Source organism: Streptomyces javensis (assembly GCF_039525925.1).
Classification (GTDB): Bacteria; Actinomycetota; Actinomycetes; order Streptomycetales; family Streptomycetaceae; genus Streptomyces; species Streptomyces asiaticus.
The window spans coordinates 44,876-61,277 of sequence record NZ_BAAAIF010000030.1 but is presented as its reverse complement, the minus strand read 5'-3'; the positions used below and the strand labels follow the sequence as shown (position 1 = coordinate 61,277).

The window sequence follows — 16,402 nt, the reverse complement described above, 5'->3', positions numbered from 1 at the left end:
GTCCCTCCCGGCATCACACGGCCAGTCTAGGTCTCAGGGCGTCACGGGCGCGGCGTCAACGCCCGTCGCCGTGAAGCCCAGCAGCAGTGTGCCGGTCGCCCCCGGCTCCTCGAACATGGGTAGGTGCCCGACGCCGGGCAGCAACTCGACCCGCGCGTTCGGCACCACCTCGTACTGGCGTGCCGACGAGGGCTCCCAACGGGGGTCGGCGGCGCCGAAGATCACCAGTACGGGCACCTCGAGGGCGGCCAGCCGCGCGGGCACGCTCCGCTCGGTGATGTACGCGGCGTTCCGGCGCAGCAAGGTCCTGAGCGCGCGGTAGGTGATGTTCCGTATGTCGGCGACCACATCGTCGGGCAGGTCCACCGGGCGAGCGCACGTCGCGTTGATCCCCCTCCGGATCGTCGCGTCCGAACGTCTCGGCCACAGCAGCGGGCCGAGGGGTGGCGCCATCAGGGCCCGGAGGAGCAGCGGCTGCGGCAGGAGGGCGTCAAGCCTCGGGCCGCTGCTGATCAGCGCGAGCGATCTCACCAGGTCGGGGCGGAGTTCGGCGAGCGCGGTGGCGGCGTAGCCGCCGCTGGAGTGCCCGACCGCGACCACGGGAGGCAGGCCGAGGCCATCGAGCAGCGCCGCCACCTGACCCGCCTGCGCGGGCACGTCGTACGACGCCGCGGGCGGGGACTGGCCGCAGCCCGGGAGGTCGACCCGGATGACGTGATGGTGGCGGGCGAGCGCCGGGACCACCGGCCCCCAGAAGCCGCCCGAGGCCCCCGAGCCGTGGATCAGCAACAGTGGCGGTGCCAACAGTGGCGGTGCCTGCCGAGGGCCGTCGTGGACCACATGCATCCCGTGCGAGAGCTCAACGCTGTGTTCACTCATGCTGGGATGGTGCGGGGGCCGATGGGTGTCGGTCTTGTACATATGTCGTCGTGGCTGTCGCGGCTGTGCCAGGCGCGACCGGGATCGCGTACCGGGCTAGCGAGCCCCGGATCCGGTGGCGGGGCCACATCCTCGGGATCCGGATACGCGGGAGCTTCCCGGCAGTCCAACCGCGCGGTGATCTTCTTCGCCGAGGCGATGAGCAGTTTGGCGTGCGAGTGGTCGCTGACGGTGAAGTGATCGCGCATGGCGAACTCCAGGGAACGGTCCCCGCCCGATGCCGTCGCGCCGCCGCTGCCGATGTCACACGCGAGGAGCCTGCCGGCGTCCTCCGGACCGACGGTGGCCGTGTAGCGCACCGACCGGCCCGCTGGGGGCGATTGGGGAGTCCACGCCACGGTGATGGCGAGCAGCTCCTCGCCGCCGGCCTTGTCCGTCAAGGTGCAGAGGTCCTCGGGCGTGCTCCTCCTGGCCGACTCCTCCCGCAGCGCCTCGGCGACCTGCCCGGTGCTCGGGGTCCTGACCGGATGGACCTCGCTGGGCCCTTTCGGCTCCCGGGCCTCCTTCGCGATGGTCTCGTCGAACAGGCCACCGCAGGCCCGGCTGACGGATATCAGCCCCGCGCCGGCGGTCGGCTTCGGAGTGCCGGATCCGTCGCCGCCACAGCCCGTGGCGGCGAGGACGGACGTGCACGTGAGGACTGCCAGCCGCCCCAGAGGCGGGCGAACATTGCGTGGCACGATCTCTCCCGTCGGCTCCATCGGCTCCGTCGGCTCCGTCGGCTCCATCGGCTGCCGCTCCCGGCGACGGCACCCTACTGGGCCGGAAGGCCCTCGCCCCCGTCCGGCTCGGACATGGCAGCGCGGCGCAGATGCTCGGCGAGTGCCGCGGTGGCGGTGGACGCTGCCCCGGCCTTGGCGCCCCAGGCCAGCAGATGGTGGCGGCGGGCCCAGGGATCGCGGAGGTCGCACACGTCCAGCGGTTGGTACGGGGCGATGGCACGGCGTGGCACGACGGCGAGTCCGACACCGGCGGCCGCGAGGGAGACCAGGGTGTTGAGGTGGGCGACGGTGGTGCGGTAGCGCACCGCCGGAGCGTGCGGACCGAGGTTCTTCTCGATCCAGCGGCGCAGCGAGGAACCGGCGTCGAGCCCCACGAGCGGATGCTCGGCCACCTCGCTGTAGGTCACTTCGGTACGCCCCGCGAGGATCCCGCCGCACTGGCCGATCACCACCAGTGAGTCGTCGCCGAGGGGTTCCATGGTGAGGCCGCAGTCGCGGGCCTCGCGGTCGAGGACGACGCCCAGGTCCGCCTCGCCGTCGGCGAGCATCCGCACGGTTCGTGGGGTGCGGCTCTCGGACACCTCGACGTCGACGTCCGGGTGTGCGCGGAGGAACGAGACCAGCGCCCGTGGCACCAGGCGGTGCAGCGCGGAGCCGCCGCCCAGCAGGGTCAGCGGGGCGGTCGGCGGCCGGGCGTAGCTCGCCACGGCGCTTTCCAGGCGCGCCGTTCGGGCGAGCACGTCCCGTGCGTGGCGGGCCAGCGCCGTCCCCGCCGGGGTGGGGCGCACCCCCCGCCGTCCGCGGATCAGCAGGTCCACGCCCGCGTGGTGCTCCAGCGAGCGCACCCGCGCGCTGGCCGACGGGAGGCTCAGATGCATCCGGCGAGCGCCCGCCGTGATCGAGCCCTCCGCCACGATGTGAAGGAAGAGCCGCAGGTCGTCCAGGTCGTACCGCACCCTGACGAGCCTAAGGCAGAGCCTTGGGCTCGCTACGCGGATCACGCATTGTGGGCCCAGGGGCCGAGGGGCCATGCTCGGCGGGTGTCCGAGACATTGCTCGTTCTGCTGGCGGGTGTGGCCGCCGGGGCGTTGAACGCGGTCGGGGGCGGCGGCACCTTCGTGGCGCTCCCCGCCCTGGTGGCGGCCGGTCTGCCCCCGGTGACGGCGAACGCGTCCTCGACCGTGGCCCTCGTCCCCGGGAGCGTGGCCAGCGCGTGGGTGTACCGGCGCGATCTCGCCCCGGTCGGGGACACGTCCACACGGGCCCTGACGACGGTCAGTGTGCTCGGTGGCGGGCTCGGCGCCGGTCTGCTGCTGACGCTGCCCGCGGTGTCGTTCGACGCCGCCGTGCCCTGGCTGCTCGCCTTCGCCACGGTGGTCCTCGCCTTCGGGCGCCGCGTCTCCCGCGCGGTGAGCGAGGCGAGGGGCCACGCGGTCGGCATGAGTCCCCGGGCCGTCCTGCTCGGCCAGTTCCTCCTCGCCGTGTACGGCGGATACTTCGGCGGTGCCGTAGGCATCATGATGCTGGCCGTGTGGAGCATCGGTCTCGGCCTCGACACCTCGACCGGCAACCCGATGCGGGTCGCCCAGATCACGGCCATCTACCTCAGCGCGACCGGGCTGTTCCTCATCGCCTCGGACGCGCTGGGCGCGCCGCGGCTGCTCGTCGCCATGCTGGTCGGGGCGGTGGCCGGTGGTGTGGCCGGGGCGCGGATCGCCCGCCGTCTGCCCGCGTGGCTGTTGCGGGCCGTCATCCTGACCACCGCCGTGACCATGACGGTCCTGTATTTCCTGCGCGGCTGAGGTGCCCGGCCGATCGGGTTACGACATCGTGTCGGCCACCACGGACGCCGCGTCCGCGATCAGCTTGTTGTCGAACGGGGTGTCCTTGTCACCGCGGTACGACATGATCGCCATGACGAGGGGGGCGGCGTCGGGCCGCCACACCACGGCGATGTCGTTGCGGGCGCCGTAGTAGCTGCCGCTTCCGGTCTTGTCGCCGACCTGCCAGCCCTTGGGCATTCCGGCCCTGATGAGCTCGTCCCCGGTGGTGTTGGTCCGCAGCCACTTCGTGAGCTGTGCGCGCTCCCCCTTGCCGAGGACATCGCCGAGGACGAACGCGCGCAGGTCCTTGGCCATCGCCCGCGGGGTGGTCGTGTCATGCGTCTCGCCCGGCACCCATCGGCTCAACTCCGGCTCGATACGCTCCATTTGGATGACGTCGTCGCCCAGCTTCTCGAGGGTGGCGTCGAGGCCCTTTGGCCCGCCGAGCTGGTCGAAGAGCAGATTCGCCGCGGTGTTGTCGCTGTAGCGGACGGCGGCGTCGCACAGCGCGCCCAGGCTCATCCCGGTGTCCACGTGCTTCTCGGTCACGGGGGAGTTGTCGACCAGATCGTCCTTGGAGTACCGGATCACCCGGTCCAGCCCGCTCAGCTTGTACTTCCGCAGTACGGCACCGGCGGCCAGCGCCTTGAACGTGGAGGCGAAGGCGAACCGTTCGCCGTCGCGGTACGCCACCTCGTGTCCGGTGCCGGTGTCGATCGCGTACACCCCCAGGTGCGCGTCGTAGGAGTGCTCCAGCTTCTTGAACTCGCCGGTGGCCGCCTTGGCGTCCGCGCCCGTACTCGCCGTACTCGCCCTCTCGGCGGAGATGGACGAGGAGCTCGACGGCGCCGACGCGTCCGAGGAATCCCCTTCGCTACAGGCCGTCAGCGGGACGAGCAGCGCGAGCGTGGCGAGCGCGCTGACTGCGGTGTGCCGGGTACGGGTGAATCGCATGGTCCGAACCTCCGGTTGGGTCCCCGTCACGCGGGGCGCACACGGGATGGGATGACCGGACGCCCGCTTCCGGGGCGTGGTCATCGGCGTTGGGATCACCCTCGCCGTCGGGCGGCTATGCGGTCCAATACGCTCATGCGCTTCTTCATGCCGATCTGGCATAGAGTGCGGTTGTGGATCTGGTGGGAGTGTGCCGGGCGTTCGTCAGCGTGAGCGAGCGGGGGAGTTTCACCGTCGGGGCGGCCGCCGCCCGGATGTCGCAGTCGGTGGCCAGCCGTCGCGTGGCGGCTTTGGAGGAGCGCTTCGGGGAGCAGCTCTTCGAGCGCACCTCGCGGCGGGCCGTCCTCACCCCGTTCGGGCGGGAGATGCTGCCGGTGGCCAGACAGCTCGTACAGGCGGCCGATGTGCTTCTGCACGAGGCGGAGGCGGCCCGGCGCAAGCCGTGGCGGCTCGCGGTGCCCGGCATCTGCTCCACGGCCGGTCTCGCCCACCTCGTCGCCGAGGCGCGGGGGCACGGGGTCACCCTCGACCTCCGCGTGGCGGCGCCCGCGCGGCGCCTGGAGCTCATCCACGCCCAGCAGGTGCGGGCCGCCCTGCTCGCGGTGCCCGCGGACGAGGCCACATGGTCCGTGCCGCTCGGGCTCGCCGGAGTGCGGGATCCCGGTGTGCGGCGGGTCTATCTCGAGACGCTGCGGGTCGGCCGGTCCGCCCGGGGCCCGGCCCGCCGGATATGGATCCAGCCGGAGGACGATGTGCCGCATATCCGCGACCCGCTCACCCGGCTGCGCGACGCGGTCGGTCTGCGGCCCGCACAGCTCGTGGCCGCCACCGATCTGACGACCGCCGCCGCCGAAGTCCTCTGCACCCACGACCTGTTGCTGTGCTCTCCCGCCCAGGCCGAGGAACTCGCCCTGACGTGGCGGCCCATCGGTGAGCTCGCGCTCAGCCGGGGGTTCGCCCTCGCCGCCGCGGCGGACGGCAATCCCCAGCACCTCGAGGGGCGCCTGGGCGGCGCCATCGCCCGCTGCCTCGGCGCGGGCACCTCTGCGGGCACGGGGGAAGCGGGCGATCGGGCGGACACCGCGGAAGGAGCCGAGGCATGAGCACCGAGCCACTGCTGAGCGATCTGCGCGGGCAGTTGCGCGACGGCGGTCTGCACGGCTGTCTGCTCGTACGGGACCTCCACACCGGGGACGAGCTGGGGATCGACCCGGACACCCAGCTGCCCTCCGCCTCCCTGGTCAAGGTCCCGCTCGCACTGGCCACGGTGGAGCGCATCCGGCGTGGCGAGCTCGATGGAGCCACGATGCTCGATGTGCCACCCGGGCGGATCACCACGCCCGGCCCCACCGGGCTGAGCCGGTTCCGCCACCCCGTCCGGATCGCGGTCGACGATCTGCTCTACCTGAGTACCTGTGTGAGCGACGGAACGGCGGCCGACGCGCTGTTCGACCTCACCCCGCCCGCCCAGGTGGCCGAGATCCTCCATGAGCTCGGGCTGCGTGGCATCACCGTCCGGCACGGTATGCGTGAACTGAGCGAAACCCCCGTGGAGCGCTTCGACGCCGAACAGGCGCATCTCGCCCACGCCCTCGCCATCGACGCCGGCACCAGCGGCCGCGGCCATCGGGTGCCACAACTCGACACCACCCGAGCCAACACCGGCAGCGCACGCGCCTGGGTGGAACTGCTCCAGGCGCTGTGGACACCGTCGAAGATCCACCCCGAAGTGGCGCTGCGGGTACGCGACCTCATGGCCCACAACGTGCTGCGGCACCGACTCGCCCCGGACTTCAGCTCCGACGCCACCACCTGGTCCTCCAAGACCGGCACCCTTCTCAACCTCCGCCATGAGATCGGGATCGTCGAGCACTCCGACGGCCAGGTGTTCGCCGTCGCCGTGCTCACCGAGTCGCTGGTGCCCGCCAACAGCCAGCCCGGCGCCGAGGCCCTGATGGCGCAGGTGGCCCGCACCCTGCGGGACCACCTCCGGCAGCTTTAGCCGGTGGTGACCGGACCGTGGTGACCGGCCCGGGGCCGCCGGTCACCGGCCATGGCCCACCACGGTCAGAGGGCGCGGCCGAAGAGGTCGAGCAGGGCCGCCCAGTGGCGCTCGGCGGCCTCGGCGTTGTAGGCGGAGGTGTCGGCCTGGGTGAAGCCGTGCTGAGCGCCCGCGTAGACCTCGGTGCGGTGGCGGACACCGGCCTCGTCGAGGGCCTTGTCCAGGCGCTCGATCTGCTCGGGGGGAAGGGCCTGGTCCTGGTCCGCGTGTCCGAAGTACAGCTCGGAGGTGATCTGCCCGGCCACCGTGTGCGGGCTGTCCGTCGCCTCCGTGGCCAAGAAGGCACCGTGGAAACCGGCGGCCGCGGCGACACGACCGGGGTGCGCTCCGGCGGTCCGCAGGGCCAGCCCTGCGCCCAGGCAGTAGCCGGTGATGCCCACGGGTCCGTCGGCGGCCTGCGCACAGGAGGCCAGCCAGTCGAGATAGGCGCCGGCGTCGCGCATGGCGCGCTCGGGAGTGAGCTCCTGCGCGATCGGGGCGATGTGCTCGAAGACCGCCGAACGCGCCGTCGGGTCGAGGAAGTCGGGCAGTTCCACCACGGGAGCGCGCCCGTGGCGGTAGAACACGTTGGGCACCAGCACGGTGTAACCGGCCGCGGCCAGACGGTCGGCCATCCCGCACAGATGGGGCCGGAGACCGAACGCGTCCATGTACAGCAGAACGGCCGGGTGGCGGTCGGTGTCGTCGGGATGGGCCAGATAGGCATCGGCGATGCCGTCCGGGGTGGGGATGTCCACGGTTGTTCCGCGCACTGCGGTCATGTGGGGGTTCCTTTCCTCGATGCGCACCGGACAGCGCGCGAGCACCGCCGAGCAAGATCTCCGGCCCATCGTGCCACTCGCTGTGAGCGCGTCAGGCGCCACGCCGGCCGATTCGCTCCATTTCTGGAGGCACCACTAGGGCGGAGCGGCTCCTAGAGGCACCCCTCGGGCAGGGTGGCCCCACCGGCGCAGAGGTGTCCGATCGCCGCGGCGATCGAATAGCAGTCGAAGAGCGCCGAATGCTCCTTGCCGGCCGCGGGTTTGGGCAGGCCGAGTGCTTCCCACAGCCGACCGGAATTGGTCGAGGCCGTCATCGGCGCGAGGGCGTTCAGCCATGGCCGGATATTCAGGAAGGGGGTGGTGAGAAAGCCGTTCTTGACCTCCTCGCCGCGGGCCCGGGCCCACCCCACGTTCTCCCCGAGGACGACCATGTCATTGCCGTAGGAGAGAGCGGACTGCCCCCGGCAGAACGCCAGGAAGTCACCGATCGCCTCGGCGGGCGCGACTCCCTCGCGGTCCACGGTCCGCTGGTCGATGCCGGTGAGGCCGGTGAAGAACGGGGACAGCCGAGGATTGACGACCGGTCGGACCAGCGCCTCGTATTCCTCGACAACGGAGTGGGCGCCGGCGGAAGAGCCGGTGCTGACGCGCACCGCGCCGATCTGGACGATTTCGCGAAGCTGCCCCGGTTCCGACCAGTCCTGCTCAAGCGCTCCCGGCCATGTGGTGAACTCAAGGTCGAACACGACAAACGTCGACAAACGGTCTCTCCTCGATAGGCGGTGGGGGCGAACGAACCCTACGAGTCGCCGCACAGGAGGCTACTCCTCCGCGCACGGCCATTGACGCCGACGGTCCCCAGTCCTACCGTCAGGTTCGATTTCACGGTCAATGTTCGATATGTCGAACGCGCAATGGGCGCATGAGCGATGACATGCCCCTGACATTCCGACGGGAAGGGCACCACCATGAAGGTTCCTTCTGCTCTCACGAGGGTGAGAAGAGCGCTGCTGTCGGTGGGTGCGACAGCGACCCTCGTCCTCGGGCTGCTGGCCGGCGGCACGGGGACATCCCAGGCCGCGGCCTCCCTGCCGTGCGACATCTACGCCGCGGCCGGTACGCCCTGCGTGGCCGCGCACAGCACCACCCGGGCCCTCTACGCCTCCTTCAACGGCCCGCTCTACCAGCTGAAACGCGCCTCCGACAGCGCCGTGACCGACGTGGGAACGCTGACGGCGGGCGGCTACGCCGACGCCGCCCGGCAGGACTCCTTCTGCGCCGGAACCACCTGCGTCATCAACGTCATCTACGACCAGTCACCGCGCCACAACCACATGCCCATCGAACCGGCCGGCACCGCGGGCCCCGCCAACTCCGGTGTGCCCGCCGACGCGTTACCCGTGACCGCGGGCGGCCACCAGGTCTACGGCGCGTCCTTCTCCGGCCGCATGGGCTACCGCCACACCGCGGCTTCCGGTGTCGCCGTCAACGGCCAGCCCGAGGGGATGTACATGGTCACCTCCGGCACCCATGTCAATGGCCTGTGCTGCTTCGACTACGGCAACGCCGAGGTGCGGATCGCCGACACCGGCAACGGCCACATGGACGCCATCAACTTCGGTACGGAGTGCTGGTTCCCGCCGTGCGGCGGATCCGGTCCCTGGGTGCAGGCGGACCTGGAGAACGGCCTGTTCCAGTCGGACAGCGGCTACAGCAAGAATCCCTCGAACACCGGCAACTCCGCGCCCTTCGTCACCGCCCTGCTGAAGAACAACGGCCAGAACTACTTCGCCCTCAAGGACGGCAACGCCCAGTCCGGCAGGCTCACCACCCAGTACGCGGGCCCTGAGCCGTCCAGGCCGGGCTACTCACCGATGCACCAGGAGGGCTCCATCGTCCTCGGGACGGGCGGCGACAACAGCAACGGGTCCATCGGCTCGTTCTTCGAGGGCGTGATGACCAGCGGCCTGCCGACCGACGCGGCCGACGACGCCGTGCAGGCCAACGTCGTCTCCGTGGGCTACGGCGCGCCCAGCCCCGTGGCGGGCGGCACCCTCGACGCGGGCTCGACGATGTCCCTGCGCGCCACCACCCCCGGCTACACCGACCGCTACGTCCGCCACCAGGCCAACAGCGCCGTCACCTCCGTGGTGTCCTCCGGCAGCTCCGCGCTCGACAAGAGCGACGCGTCCTGGATCGTCCGCCGCGGCCTCGCCAACGCCTCCTGTGTGTCGTTCGAGTCGCGCAACTACCCCGGCGACTTCCTGCGCCACTACGACTACCGGCTGCTCCGGCAGCCGATGGACGGCACCGCCGTCTTCCGGGCCGATGCCACCTTCTGCCCCCAGACCGGCAAGAACGGCCAGGGCACCTCGTTCGCGTCCTACAACTACCCCGACCGGTTCATCCGCCACTACGAGAACAAGGTCTACATCGCCTCCAACGGAGGGTCCAACCCCTTCGACAGCGCCACGTCATGGGCCGACGATGTGAGTTGGCGAGTGTCCGGTCCCTGGACGCCGTAACCCGCCGCAAGACGGACCCGGGGGAGCCCTCAGTCGCGCAGGCTCATGCCGCCACAGACCGACCACACCTGGCCGTTGACCCACTCGGCGTCGTCCGAGAGGAGGAACGCCACGGTGCCCGCCACGTCCGCGGGCTCGCCCAGCCGCGGACTGCGGGCGATCTTCAGCGCCATGGTCTGGAGCCGCTGGTCGTCCCGCTGCTTCTGGGTGTCGCCCATGACCAGCCCGGGCGCCACGGCGTTGCAGCGGATGCCCTCCTTGCCCCAACGGGAGGCGATATGGCGGGTCAGCGCGTTGATCCCGGCCTTCGACGCGGCATACGCGGGACGCCGGGGCTCCCCTCCCCAGGCCGCGCCGGAGGAGGTGTTGACGATCACGCCGCCGCCCTGGGCCAGCAACCGCGGAATGACCGCCCGGCAGGTGAGGGCGTAGCCCAGCAGATTCACCTCATGGGTGCGCCGCCACACGGCCGGGTCCATCTCCAGCAGATCGGTGTCCCGGCCCAGATGCTCGTCCGAGAGGTCGGCGCCGACGTTGTACAGCCCGTCGACCCCGCCGAGTTCGGCGGCGGCCCGGTCGATCAGCGCGCCGATCGACTCCTCGTCGGCGAGGTCGAACGGCACGGCGACCGCGGTGCCGCCGGTCTCGGCGATGCGCTGGGCGGTGGCCTTCGCACCCGTGAGGTCGATGTCGCCGACGACGACGGAGGCACCCTCCCCGGCGAGCCGCTCGGCCGTGGCGGCGCCGATCCCGGTGGCGCCACCCGCGATGACGATCCTCTTGCCCTGAAGTCCCCTCATGCCTCTCTCCCACCGACAGAGGTCTGGAACCGACAAAAGCCCGCGCCATCATTCCACGAAGGGACTCAGTAGTCTCCTGCCCGGACGACCCAGTGCGGGGCGGCCACCGGCCGCCCCGCACCGATGTCTCGGAGGAACCGGGTCTCGGAAGAACCGGGTCTCTTGGAAGAACCGGGTCTCAGGAGAATGTGTCGAGCGCGACCCGGTCCGGATCCGGACCACCCCGCGCCCCGGTGTCGAGCGCATCGATGGCGGCCACCTCGTGGGGGGTCAGGGAGAAGTCGAAGATCCCGATGTTCTCCGCGATGCGGTGGGGTTTGACGGACTTCGGGATCGCGCACAGTTCGTGCTCGACCTGCCAGCGCAGGATGATCTGGGCCGGGCTCCTGCCGTACTTCTCGGCGAGGCCGGTGATGGTGGGTTCCTGGAGCGGATCCCTGACCTTGTCCGTGCCCTCGCCCCCGTAGCGGTTCACCCCGCCGATGGGCGACCAGGACTGGGTGCGGATGCCATGGCGGACGTCGAACGCGCGCAGCTCGGGCTGGCTGAAGTTCGGGTGCAGCTCGACTTGGTTCACCGCGGGCACGACCTCGGTGCGCGCCATGAGATCGGTCAGGTGTTGGGGGGTGTGGTTGCATACGCCGATGGCCCGCACCCGGCCGTCGGCCAGCAGCTTCTCGGCCGCCTTGTACGAGGCCACCGTGGCGTCGTACGTGGACGGGACCGGCCAGTGCAGCAGATACAGGTCGAGGTGGTCCAGGCCCAGCTTGGTGAGGCTGGTGTCGAAGGCCCGGAGGGTGGAGTCATAGCCGTAGTCGGTCAGCCACAGCTTGGTGATGACGAAGATGTCCTCGCGGGCGATGCCCGAGCGGGCGATGCCCTCACCGACCTCCTTCTCGTTGCCGTAGGCGGCCGCGGTGTCGATCAGGCGGTAGCCGCATCCGATAGCGGTCGTCACCGCGGGGACGGTCTCGTCGGGCGGGCTCTGGTAGACACCGAGGCCGAGGGCGGGCATCCGCACGCCGTTGTTCAGGGTCAGAAGCGGGGCTGGTCCATTCATACGGGGTCCTTGGGTGAGTCGGAGACCGGCGGGCCCACCGCCGGTGCCGTGGCCCCGGCACCGGGCAGAGCCCGCTCGTACTGCGACAGGGGTTCCCAATGACGGGCCGCTCGCTCGCTCCGCACCTCGAACGTCACCATGTTGGCGCGATCAGAGGGTCGTGGCCGGTCTCCGAGGCCGCCACACCACCGCCGTACCGCGGAGGATTCACCCTGACGCGCTGTGCTCACCGGCCGTCATGTCCTGCGTGCCGATCACCGAGAGAAGCTCCAGCTGGGCGGCGCCCTCGGTGCCGGGCGGGGCGCTGAACCACAGCAGCCGCTGGTGGCCGTCCTCGCTGAACAGGGAGTGGCAGTCCAGCTCGATGACGCCCAGTGAGGGGTGGACGATGCGCTTGTGGTCGGTCCGCCGGAGGGCCACGTCATGGGTGTCCCAGAGGGCGGTGAACTCCTCGCTGCGGCGGCGGAGCGCCGCCACCATCCGCCGTACCTCGGAATCGCCGCCGCGCCGGGCGGCGACGGCCTGGAGATCGGCCACGAAGACCCGGGAGTGGTGGGGGTGGTCCTCGGGCGGGTAGAGCCCACGGGCGTCCGGATCGGTGAACCAGCGGTAGACGAGGCTCGCCGCGGGGCCGCGCACCGCCGGAGGACGGCCGACCAGTGCCGCGGCCAGCTCGTTCTGTACGAGGGTCTGGTGCAGATCGGTGATGACCTGGGCGGGGGTGGTGGTGAGCCGGTCCAGCAGGCCGAGCAGGGCCGGCTGGACCTGCGCGGCCGGGCCGTGTGTCGCCGGGGGAACGGGACGGTCGGCGAGGTGGAACAGATGGTCGCGCTCGTCACCGTTCAGCCGCAGCGCCCGGGCGAGCGCGGCGAGCACCTGGGCGGAGGGCTGGGCGCCGCGCCCGCGCTCCAGTTCGGTGTAGTAGTCCGCGGACAACCCGGCCAGCTGGGCGACCTCCTCGCGCCGCAGGCCGGGCACCCGGCGCCGCGGACCGGCGGGCAGACCGACGTCGGCCGGGCGGATACGGTCGCGCCGGGACTTCAGGAAGGCGGCGAATTCGGAGTGGTTCACGCCCTCCATGGTCGCTTGTGCCGGTGAGCTGAGCCAGGGGTTGGCAACCCCTGGGTGGAGAGAGCCGTGGCTGACCCGGCGATCCCGGCCCAAGCTGGAAACACCGAAGGGGCACGGCGGCGAACGACGCCGGCGCCCCGGGGGTCACGGCCCGTACGCCGTGGCATCCGCCCACCAGCACAGGTCCCCCAGGAGTCTCCATGTCCCCCCAGGAAACCGCGCCCCAGCACCCCACCGACCGGCCCCGCGTCGCCATCGTCACCGGAGGCTCCCGTGGCATCGGCCACGAGACGGTGAAGCGGCTGGCCGCCGACGGATACGCCGTCGTGATCGGCTACGCGGGCCACCGCGAATCGGCCGAGGCCGCGGCCAAGGACATCACCGCCACCGGTGGCCGGGCCGTCGCCGTCCAGGCCGACATCGCCGACGAACAGCAGGTGGCCAGGCTCTTCGACGCCGCGGAGTCCGAGTACGGAGGTGTCGACGTCGTCGTCCACGCGGCCGGCCGGTTGTATCTGGCGCCTATCGCCGAGCTGGACCTGGCCGAGCTGGACACGCTGCACCGCACCAACATCCGCGGCACCTTCGTCGTCGCCCAGCAGGCCGCCCGCCGGGTCCGCGGCGGCGGGGCGCTCATCACCTTCTCCACGTCCATCGTGGGCCTGGCCCTCCCCGGCTACGGCGCCTACAGCGCCAGCAAGGGAGCGGTCGAGGCGCTCACCATGATCCTCGCGCGTGAGCTGCGCGGCCGGGACGTCACCGTCAACACGGTGGCCCCCGGCCCCACCGCCACCGATCTGTTCCTCGACGGAAAGGACGAGGAGACCATCGCCCGGATGGCGGCCCAGCCCCCGCTGGAGCGCCTGGGCACCCCGGCCGACATCGCCGAGGTCGTGGCCTTCCTCGCCTCCCCGGCCGGCCACTGGGTCAACGGCCAGTGCGTCCGCGCCAACGGCGGCATCATCTGACCGCCGCCGCACAACGTCTTCCCTCCTCCCGCCCGTAAGGACCCCATGCGCTCCGACACCCCCATGCCCCCCGACACCCCCACGACCGTTCTGGTCACCGGCGCCTCCAGCGGCTTCGGGGCGCTGACCGCACGCGCCCTGGCCCGCGCCGGACACACCGTCTACGCCGGGATCCGGCAGCCGGCCACCCGCAACGCGTCCGCGGTGGCCGAGCTGACCCGTTACGCCACCGACCACGACGTCGACCTGCGCGCCGTGGAGCTCGACGTCACCTCGCAGGACTCCGCCGACTCCGCAGTCGCCCGCATCCTGGCCGACCGGAACCGGCTGGACGTGATCGTCCACAACGCCGGACACATGGCCACCGGCCCGGCGGAGGCGTTCACCCCCGAGCAACTGGCCCAGTTGTACGACGTCAACGTCCTGGGCACCCAGCGCGTCAACCGTGCCGCGCTGCCGCGTCTGCGGGCCCAGGGGGAGGGGCTGCTGGTGTGGATCGGCAGCTCCAGTACCCGCGGCGGCTGCCCGCCCTTCGTCGGGCCCTACTTCGCCGCGAAGGCCGCCATGGACGCCCTGGCCGTCAGTTACGCCGCCGAGGTGGTCCGCTTCGGCATCGACACCGCGATCGTCGTCCCCGGCGCCTTCACCTCCGGCACCAACCACTTCAGCCACGCGGGCGCGCCCGCCGACGCCGACCGCGCCACCGCCTACGACGAGCGCTACGGCACCCTGCTGGCCGATCTGGACCAGCGGCTGACCGCGCTGATTCCGCCGGACGCGGACGCCGCGCACGTCGCCGACGCCGTCGTACGCCTGGTGGCCCTCCCGGCCGGCACCCGGCCGCTGCGCACCCACATAGACCCCAGCCGCGACGGCAGCGAAGTCGTCTCCGCGGTCGCCGACCGCGTCCGCGCCGAGTTCTTCCGCCGGGCCGGGCTGGACGATCTGCTCACCACGGGCAGCTCACTGTAACCACACCCGAATCGCACCCTCGAACCCACCGAGATCCACGTAGGAGAGAGAACGACCATGCCATTCGCGAACTTCAAGGTCCCCGCCGGATCCCTCGACGAGAAGCAGAAGGAGGAGATCGTCACCCGTGCCACCGAGCTGTACGTCGACATCTACGGTGAGCGCGCCCGCGCCACCACCATGGTCCTGGTCGAGGAGGTCACCGACGGCGGCTGGGGCATCGGCGGCAATGTCCTGACCCTCGCCATGCTCCAGCAGCCGCCCGGCAACTGACACCGGGTTCCGGTCCTTCGGGCGCTAGCCCGCGGTGACCGGAGCGGGGCTGAAGGTGACGGGCAGTGACTCCAGGCAGCGGTACCAGAACGAGTCCACCCATCTCAGCTCGTCGGGCGCGACCGCCAGCGTCAGGTCCGGAACCCGGTCCAGCAGCACCTCGATCGCCGTCTCCGCGATGATCCTGGCCGTTTCGGGACCGCCCGCCGGGCAGCCGTAGTCGCCCCCGCTGAACGCCACATGGGAGTGGTTCCCGGCGTGGCCGACGGGGGTGTCGGGCCACAGCAGCGGATCGGCGTTGGCGGCGGCCAGACCGAGGACGACGAGGTCGCCGGCGTGGACGCGCCGGCCGCCGAGGTCGGTGTCGCGGGTGGCGTACCGCCCGATGAGGTTCTGGAGCGGGGAGTCCGCCCACAGCACCTCGTTCATGGCCTCGCCGATGCTGCGGCGGTTGCCCGAGAGGTTCATGGCGAAGCGCTCGTCGGTGAGCATCAGCCGCAGGGTGTTGCCGATCCAGTACGAGGTCAGCGGCAGCGCCGCGGCCATCAGCACCATGATGTCCGCGGTGTGCTGCTCCTCGGTGAGGTCCGGGGTGTTCAGGATGAACCGCGAGGTGAGGTCGGGGCCCGGATCCTCGCGCTTGGCCCGCACCAGCTCCGTCACATACGCGGCGACCCGCTGCTGACCGGCGATGGCCTCCTCGTTGGAGAGGAACGACACGGTCAGCCCCGCCGCCAGGGCCTCCAGCCCGGCCTCGTCCTGGGCCAGGCCGAACAGCTCGGCCGTGGCGAGGGTGGGCACCGAGTAGATGTAGTCGTACACCAGATCCGCCCTGCCGCTCGCGGCGAACTTGTCGATCAGCTGATCGGCGAGCCGCTCGCAGTGGCCACGCAGCACGAAGGGATCGACGGTGGCGAGGGCCTCGCTCGCCGCCGTCGCTCGCCGCTGGTGCTCCTCGCCCTCCGTGAAGGTCATCATCGGGCTGTACGCCACCCACGGCATCAGCGGCCAGTCCGGCGGCACGCTGTCCCAGCCGTTCCAGCGGCGCGGGTCCCGGCCGAACGTCTCGGTGTCGGACAGCACTTGACGCGTCTCGCGGTAGCCGAGGACGAACCAGGCGTCGATGTCGCCTTCGAGCAGGACCGGTGCGACCGGTCCGCTGTCCTGCCGTATCCGCTGGTAGGTCTCGTCCGGGCGGCGTCGGAAGTCCGGCCCGTACAGCCGCGCGGCGTGGGCGGGGCAGCCCGGGGGCGGCGCGTCAGGCGCGTCAGGCGCGTCAGGCGCGTCCGGTGCGTGCTGCGGCGCCGGTGTGTCCTGGCTGTCCTGGGCGTCCTGGTCGTCCTGGAGGTTCGTCACCAATGGTCTTCCTCGGAGCGGCGGGCCTACGGGGATGCCGGGAGGCTAACAGCATCCGCTGCGGCAGGCGGGCCCATCGCGTAGTGCGGGGCTGCCGTGAATGCGTGAATACTTCT

The 16,402-nt window shown here is 71.4% G+C and carries 17 protein-coding genes; 7 read left to right on the top strand and 10 right to left on the bottom strand.

All coding sequences use genetic code 11. From position 1 onward, the window contains the following. Positions 1 to 33: 33 nt before the first annotated feature. From ABD329_RS25340 to ABD329_RS25330, 3 genes are all read right to left on the bottom strand, one after another. Entirely contained in the window at positions 34 to 879 is an 846-nt protein-coding gene (locus ABD329_RS25340) for an alpha/beta fold hydrolase (RefSeq protein ID WP_198275722.1), read from the bottom strand. Continuing rightward, on the bottom strand, positions 876 to 1,619 hold the full coding sequence (locus ABD329_RS25335; protein ID WP_198275723.1) for a hypothetical protein: 744 nt from the start codon (positions 1,617 to 1,619) through the stop codon (positions 876 to 878). Before ABD329_RS25335 ends, ABD329_RS25340 begins: the two co-directional genes overlap by 4 nt. A 74-nt stretch (positions 1,620 to 1,693) precedes the next feature. Then, entirely contained in the window at positions 1,694 to 2,617 is a 924-nt protein-coding gene (locus tag ABD329_RS25330) for a LysR family transcriptional regulator (RefSeq protein ID WP_198275724.1), read from the bottom strand. Positions 2,618 to 2,701: 84 nt separating this feature from the next. On the opposite strand from ABD329_RS25330, the gene ABD329_RS25325 reads away from it, so the two are divergent. Next, a complete protein-coding gene (locus ABD329_RS25325) occupies positions 2,702 to 3,463 on the top strand; it encodes a sulfite exporter TauE/SafE family protein (RefSeq protein WP_198275725.1) in 762 nt (253 codons plus the stop codon). A gap of 18 nt (positions 3,464 to 3,481) precedes the next feature. Here ABD329_RS25325 and bla read toward each other — a convergent pair whose 3' ends face one another. Beyond that, complete coding sequence (bla, locus tag ABD329_RS25320) at positions 3,482 to 4,438, bottom strand: class A beta-lactamase (RefSeq protein WP_198275726.1); 957 nt, start codon at positions 4,436 to 4,438, stop codon at positions 3,482 to 3,484. 173 nt (positions 4,439 to 4,611) lie between these two features. On the opposite strand from bla, the gene ABD329_RS25315 reads away from it, so the two are divergent. Together ABD329_RS25315 and ABD329_RS25310 are read left to right on the top strand one after the other, a co-directional pair. Beyond that, complete coding sequence (locus ABD329_RS25315) at positions 4,612 to 5,541, top strand: LysR family transcriptional regulator (protein ID WP_198275727.1); 930 nt, start codon at positions 4,612 to 4,614, stop codon at positions 5,539 to 5,541. After that, a complete protein-coding gene (locus ABD329_RS25310) occupies positions 5,538 to 6,440 on the top strand; it encodes a serine hydrolase (RefSeq protein ID WP_198275728.1) in 903 nt (300 codons plus the stop codon). Before ABD329_RS25315 ends, ABD329_RS25310 begins: the two co-directional genes overlap by 4 nt. Positions 6,441 to 6,505: 65 nt before the next feature. Here the strand turns inward: ABD329_RS25310 and ABD329_RS25305 are convergent, their stop codons facing one another. Together ABD329_RS25305 and ABD329_RS25300 are read right to left on the bottom strand one after the other, a co-directional pair. Beyond that, complete coding sequence (locus tag ABD329_RS25305; protein WP_198275729.1) at positions 6,506 to 7,261, bottom strand: dienelactone hydrolase family protein; 756 nt, start codon at positions 7,259 to 7,261, stop codon at positions 6,506 to 6,508. A 152-nt stretch (positions 7,262 to 7,413) separates the two neighbouring features. After that, positions 7,414 to 8,022, bottom strand: a complete 609-nt coding sequence (locus ABD329_RS25300) for a 3'-5' exonuclease (RefSeq protein WP_198275730.1) — start codon at positions 8,020 to 8,022, stop codon at positions 7,414 to 7,416. Between the two features lie 207 nt (positions 8,023 to 8,229). Here ABD329_RS25300 and ABD329_RS25295 point away from each other — a divergent pair, with 207 nt between their 5' ends. Then, positions 8,230 to 9,786: an alpha-L-arabinofuranosidase B gene (locus ABD329_RS25295; protein ID WP_198275731.1), complete on the top strand. Its 1,557-nt coding sequence runs from the start codon at positions 8,230 to 8,232 to the stop codon at positions 9,784 to 9,786. A 29-nt stretch (positions 9,787 to 9,815) separates the two neighbouring features. Here the strand turns inward: ABD329_RS25295 and ABD329_RS25290 are convergent, their stop codons facing one another. The 3 genes from ABD329_RS25290 to ABD329_RS25280 form a co-directional block, all read right to left on the bottom strand. Beyond that, positions 9,816 to 10,586 carry an SDR family NAD(P)-dependent oxidoreductase gene (locus ABD329_RS25290; protein WP_198275732.1) on the bottom strand — a complete coding sequence of 257 codons (771 nt, stop codon included), beginning with the start codon at positions 10,584 to 10,586 and terminating at the stop codon, positions 9,816 to 9,818. 178 nt (positions 10,587 to 10,764) lie between these two features. Next, on the bottom strand, positions 10,765 to 11,646 hold the full coding sequence (locus ABD329_RS25285) for an aldo/keto reductase (protein WP_198275733.1): 882 nt from the start codon (positions 11,644 to 11,646) through the stop codon (positions 10,765 to 10,767). A 207-nt stretch (positions 11,647 to 11,853) separates the two neighbouring features. Beyond that, positions 11,854 to 12,717: an MmyB family transcriptional regulator gene (locus ABD329_RS25280; RefSeq protein ID WP_309142638.1), complete on the bottom strand. Its 864-nt coding sequence runs from the start codon at positions 12,715 to 12,717 to the stop codon at positions 11,854 to 11,856. A 200-nt stretch (positions 12,718 to 12,917) separates the two neighbouring features. Between ABD329_RS25280 and ABD329_RS25275 the strand changes: the two genes are divergently transcribed. The 3 genes from ABD329_RS25275 to ABD329_RS25265 are packed head-to-tail and all read left to right on the top strand — an operon-like array spanning position 12,918 to position 14,930. Next, a complete protein-coding gene (locus ABD329_RS25275; protein ID WP_344316941.1) occupies positions 12,918 to 13,685 on the top strand; it encodes an SDR family oxidoreductase in 768 nt (255 codons plus the stop codon). 45 nt (positions 13,686 to 13,730) lie between these two features. Next, positions 13,731 to 14,657, top strand: coding sequence for an SDR family NAD(P)-dependent oxidoreductase (locus ABD329_RS25270; protein WP_344316940.1), 927 nt, complete (start codon positions 13,731 to 13,733; stop codon positions 14,655 to 14,657). Positions 14,658 to 14,714: 57 nt separating this feature from the next. Next, positions 14,715 to 14,930 (top strand): tautomerase family protein, encoded by a 216-nt coding sequence (locus ABD329_RS25265; protein WP_198280838.1) that lies wholly within the window; start codon positions 14,715 to 14,717, stop codon positions 14,928 to 14,930. 24 nt (positions 14,931 to 14,954) lie between these two features. On the opposite strand, the gene ABD329_RS25260 is transcribed toward ABD329_RS25265, so the two are convergent. Beyond that, positions 14,955 to 16,286, bottom strand: a complete 1,332-nt coding sequence (locus ABD329_RS25260; RefSeq protein WP_198280837.1) for a cytochrome P450 — start codon at positions 16,284 to 16,286, stop codon at positions 14,955 to 14,957. Between the last annotated feature and the right edge of the window lie 116 nt (positions 16,287 to 16,402).

Excerpts from the sequence above, each read along its gene's own strand:
- ABD329_RS25340 (WP_198275722.1), bottom strand. The coding sequence starts at position 879 with ATGAGTGAACACAGCGTTGAGCTCTCGCACGGGATGCATGTGGTCCAC.
- bla (WP_198275726.1), bottom strand. The coding sequence starts at position 4,438 with ATGCGATTCACCCGTACCCGGCACACCGCAGTCAGCGCGCTCGCCACG.
- ABD329_RS25310 (WP_198275728.1), top strand. The coding sequence starts at position 5,538 with ATGAGCACCGAGCCACTGCTGAGCGATCTGCGCGGGCAGTTGCGCGAC.
- ABD329_RS25305 (WP_198275729.1), bottom strand. The coding sequence starts at position 7,261 with ATGACCGCAGTGCGCGGAACAACCGTGGACATCCCCACCCCGGACGGC.
- ABD329_RS25295 (WP_198275731.1), top strand. The coding sequence starts at position 8,230 with ATGAAGGTTCCTTCTGCTCTCACGAGGGTGAGAAGAGCGCTGCTGTCG.
- ABD329_RS25290 (WP_198275732.1), bottom strand. The coding sequence starts at position 10,586 with ATGAGGGGACTTCAGGGCAAGAGGATCGTCATCGCGGGTGGCGCCACC.
- ABD329_RS25285 (WP_198275733.1), bottom strand. The coding sequence starts at position 11,646 with ATGAATGGACCAGCCCCGCTTCTGACCCTGAACAACGGCGTGCGGATG.
- ABD329_RS25275 (WP_344316941.1), top strand. The coding sequence starts at position 12,918 with ATGTCCCCCCAGGAAACCGCGCCCCAGCACCCCACCGACCGGCCCCGC.
- ABD329_RS25270 (WP_344316940.1), top strand. The coding sequence starts at position 13,731 with ATGCGCTCCGACACCCCCATGCCCCCCGACACCCCCACGACCGTTCTG.
- ABD329_RS25265 (WP_198280838.1), top strand. The coding sequence starts at position 14,715 with ATGCCATTCGCGAACTTCAAGGTCCCCGCCGGATCCCTCGACGAGAAG.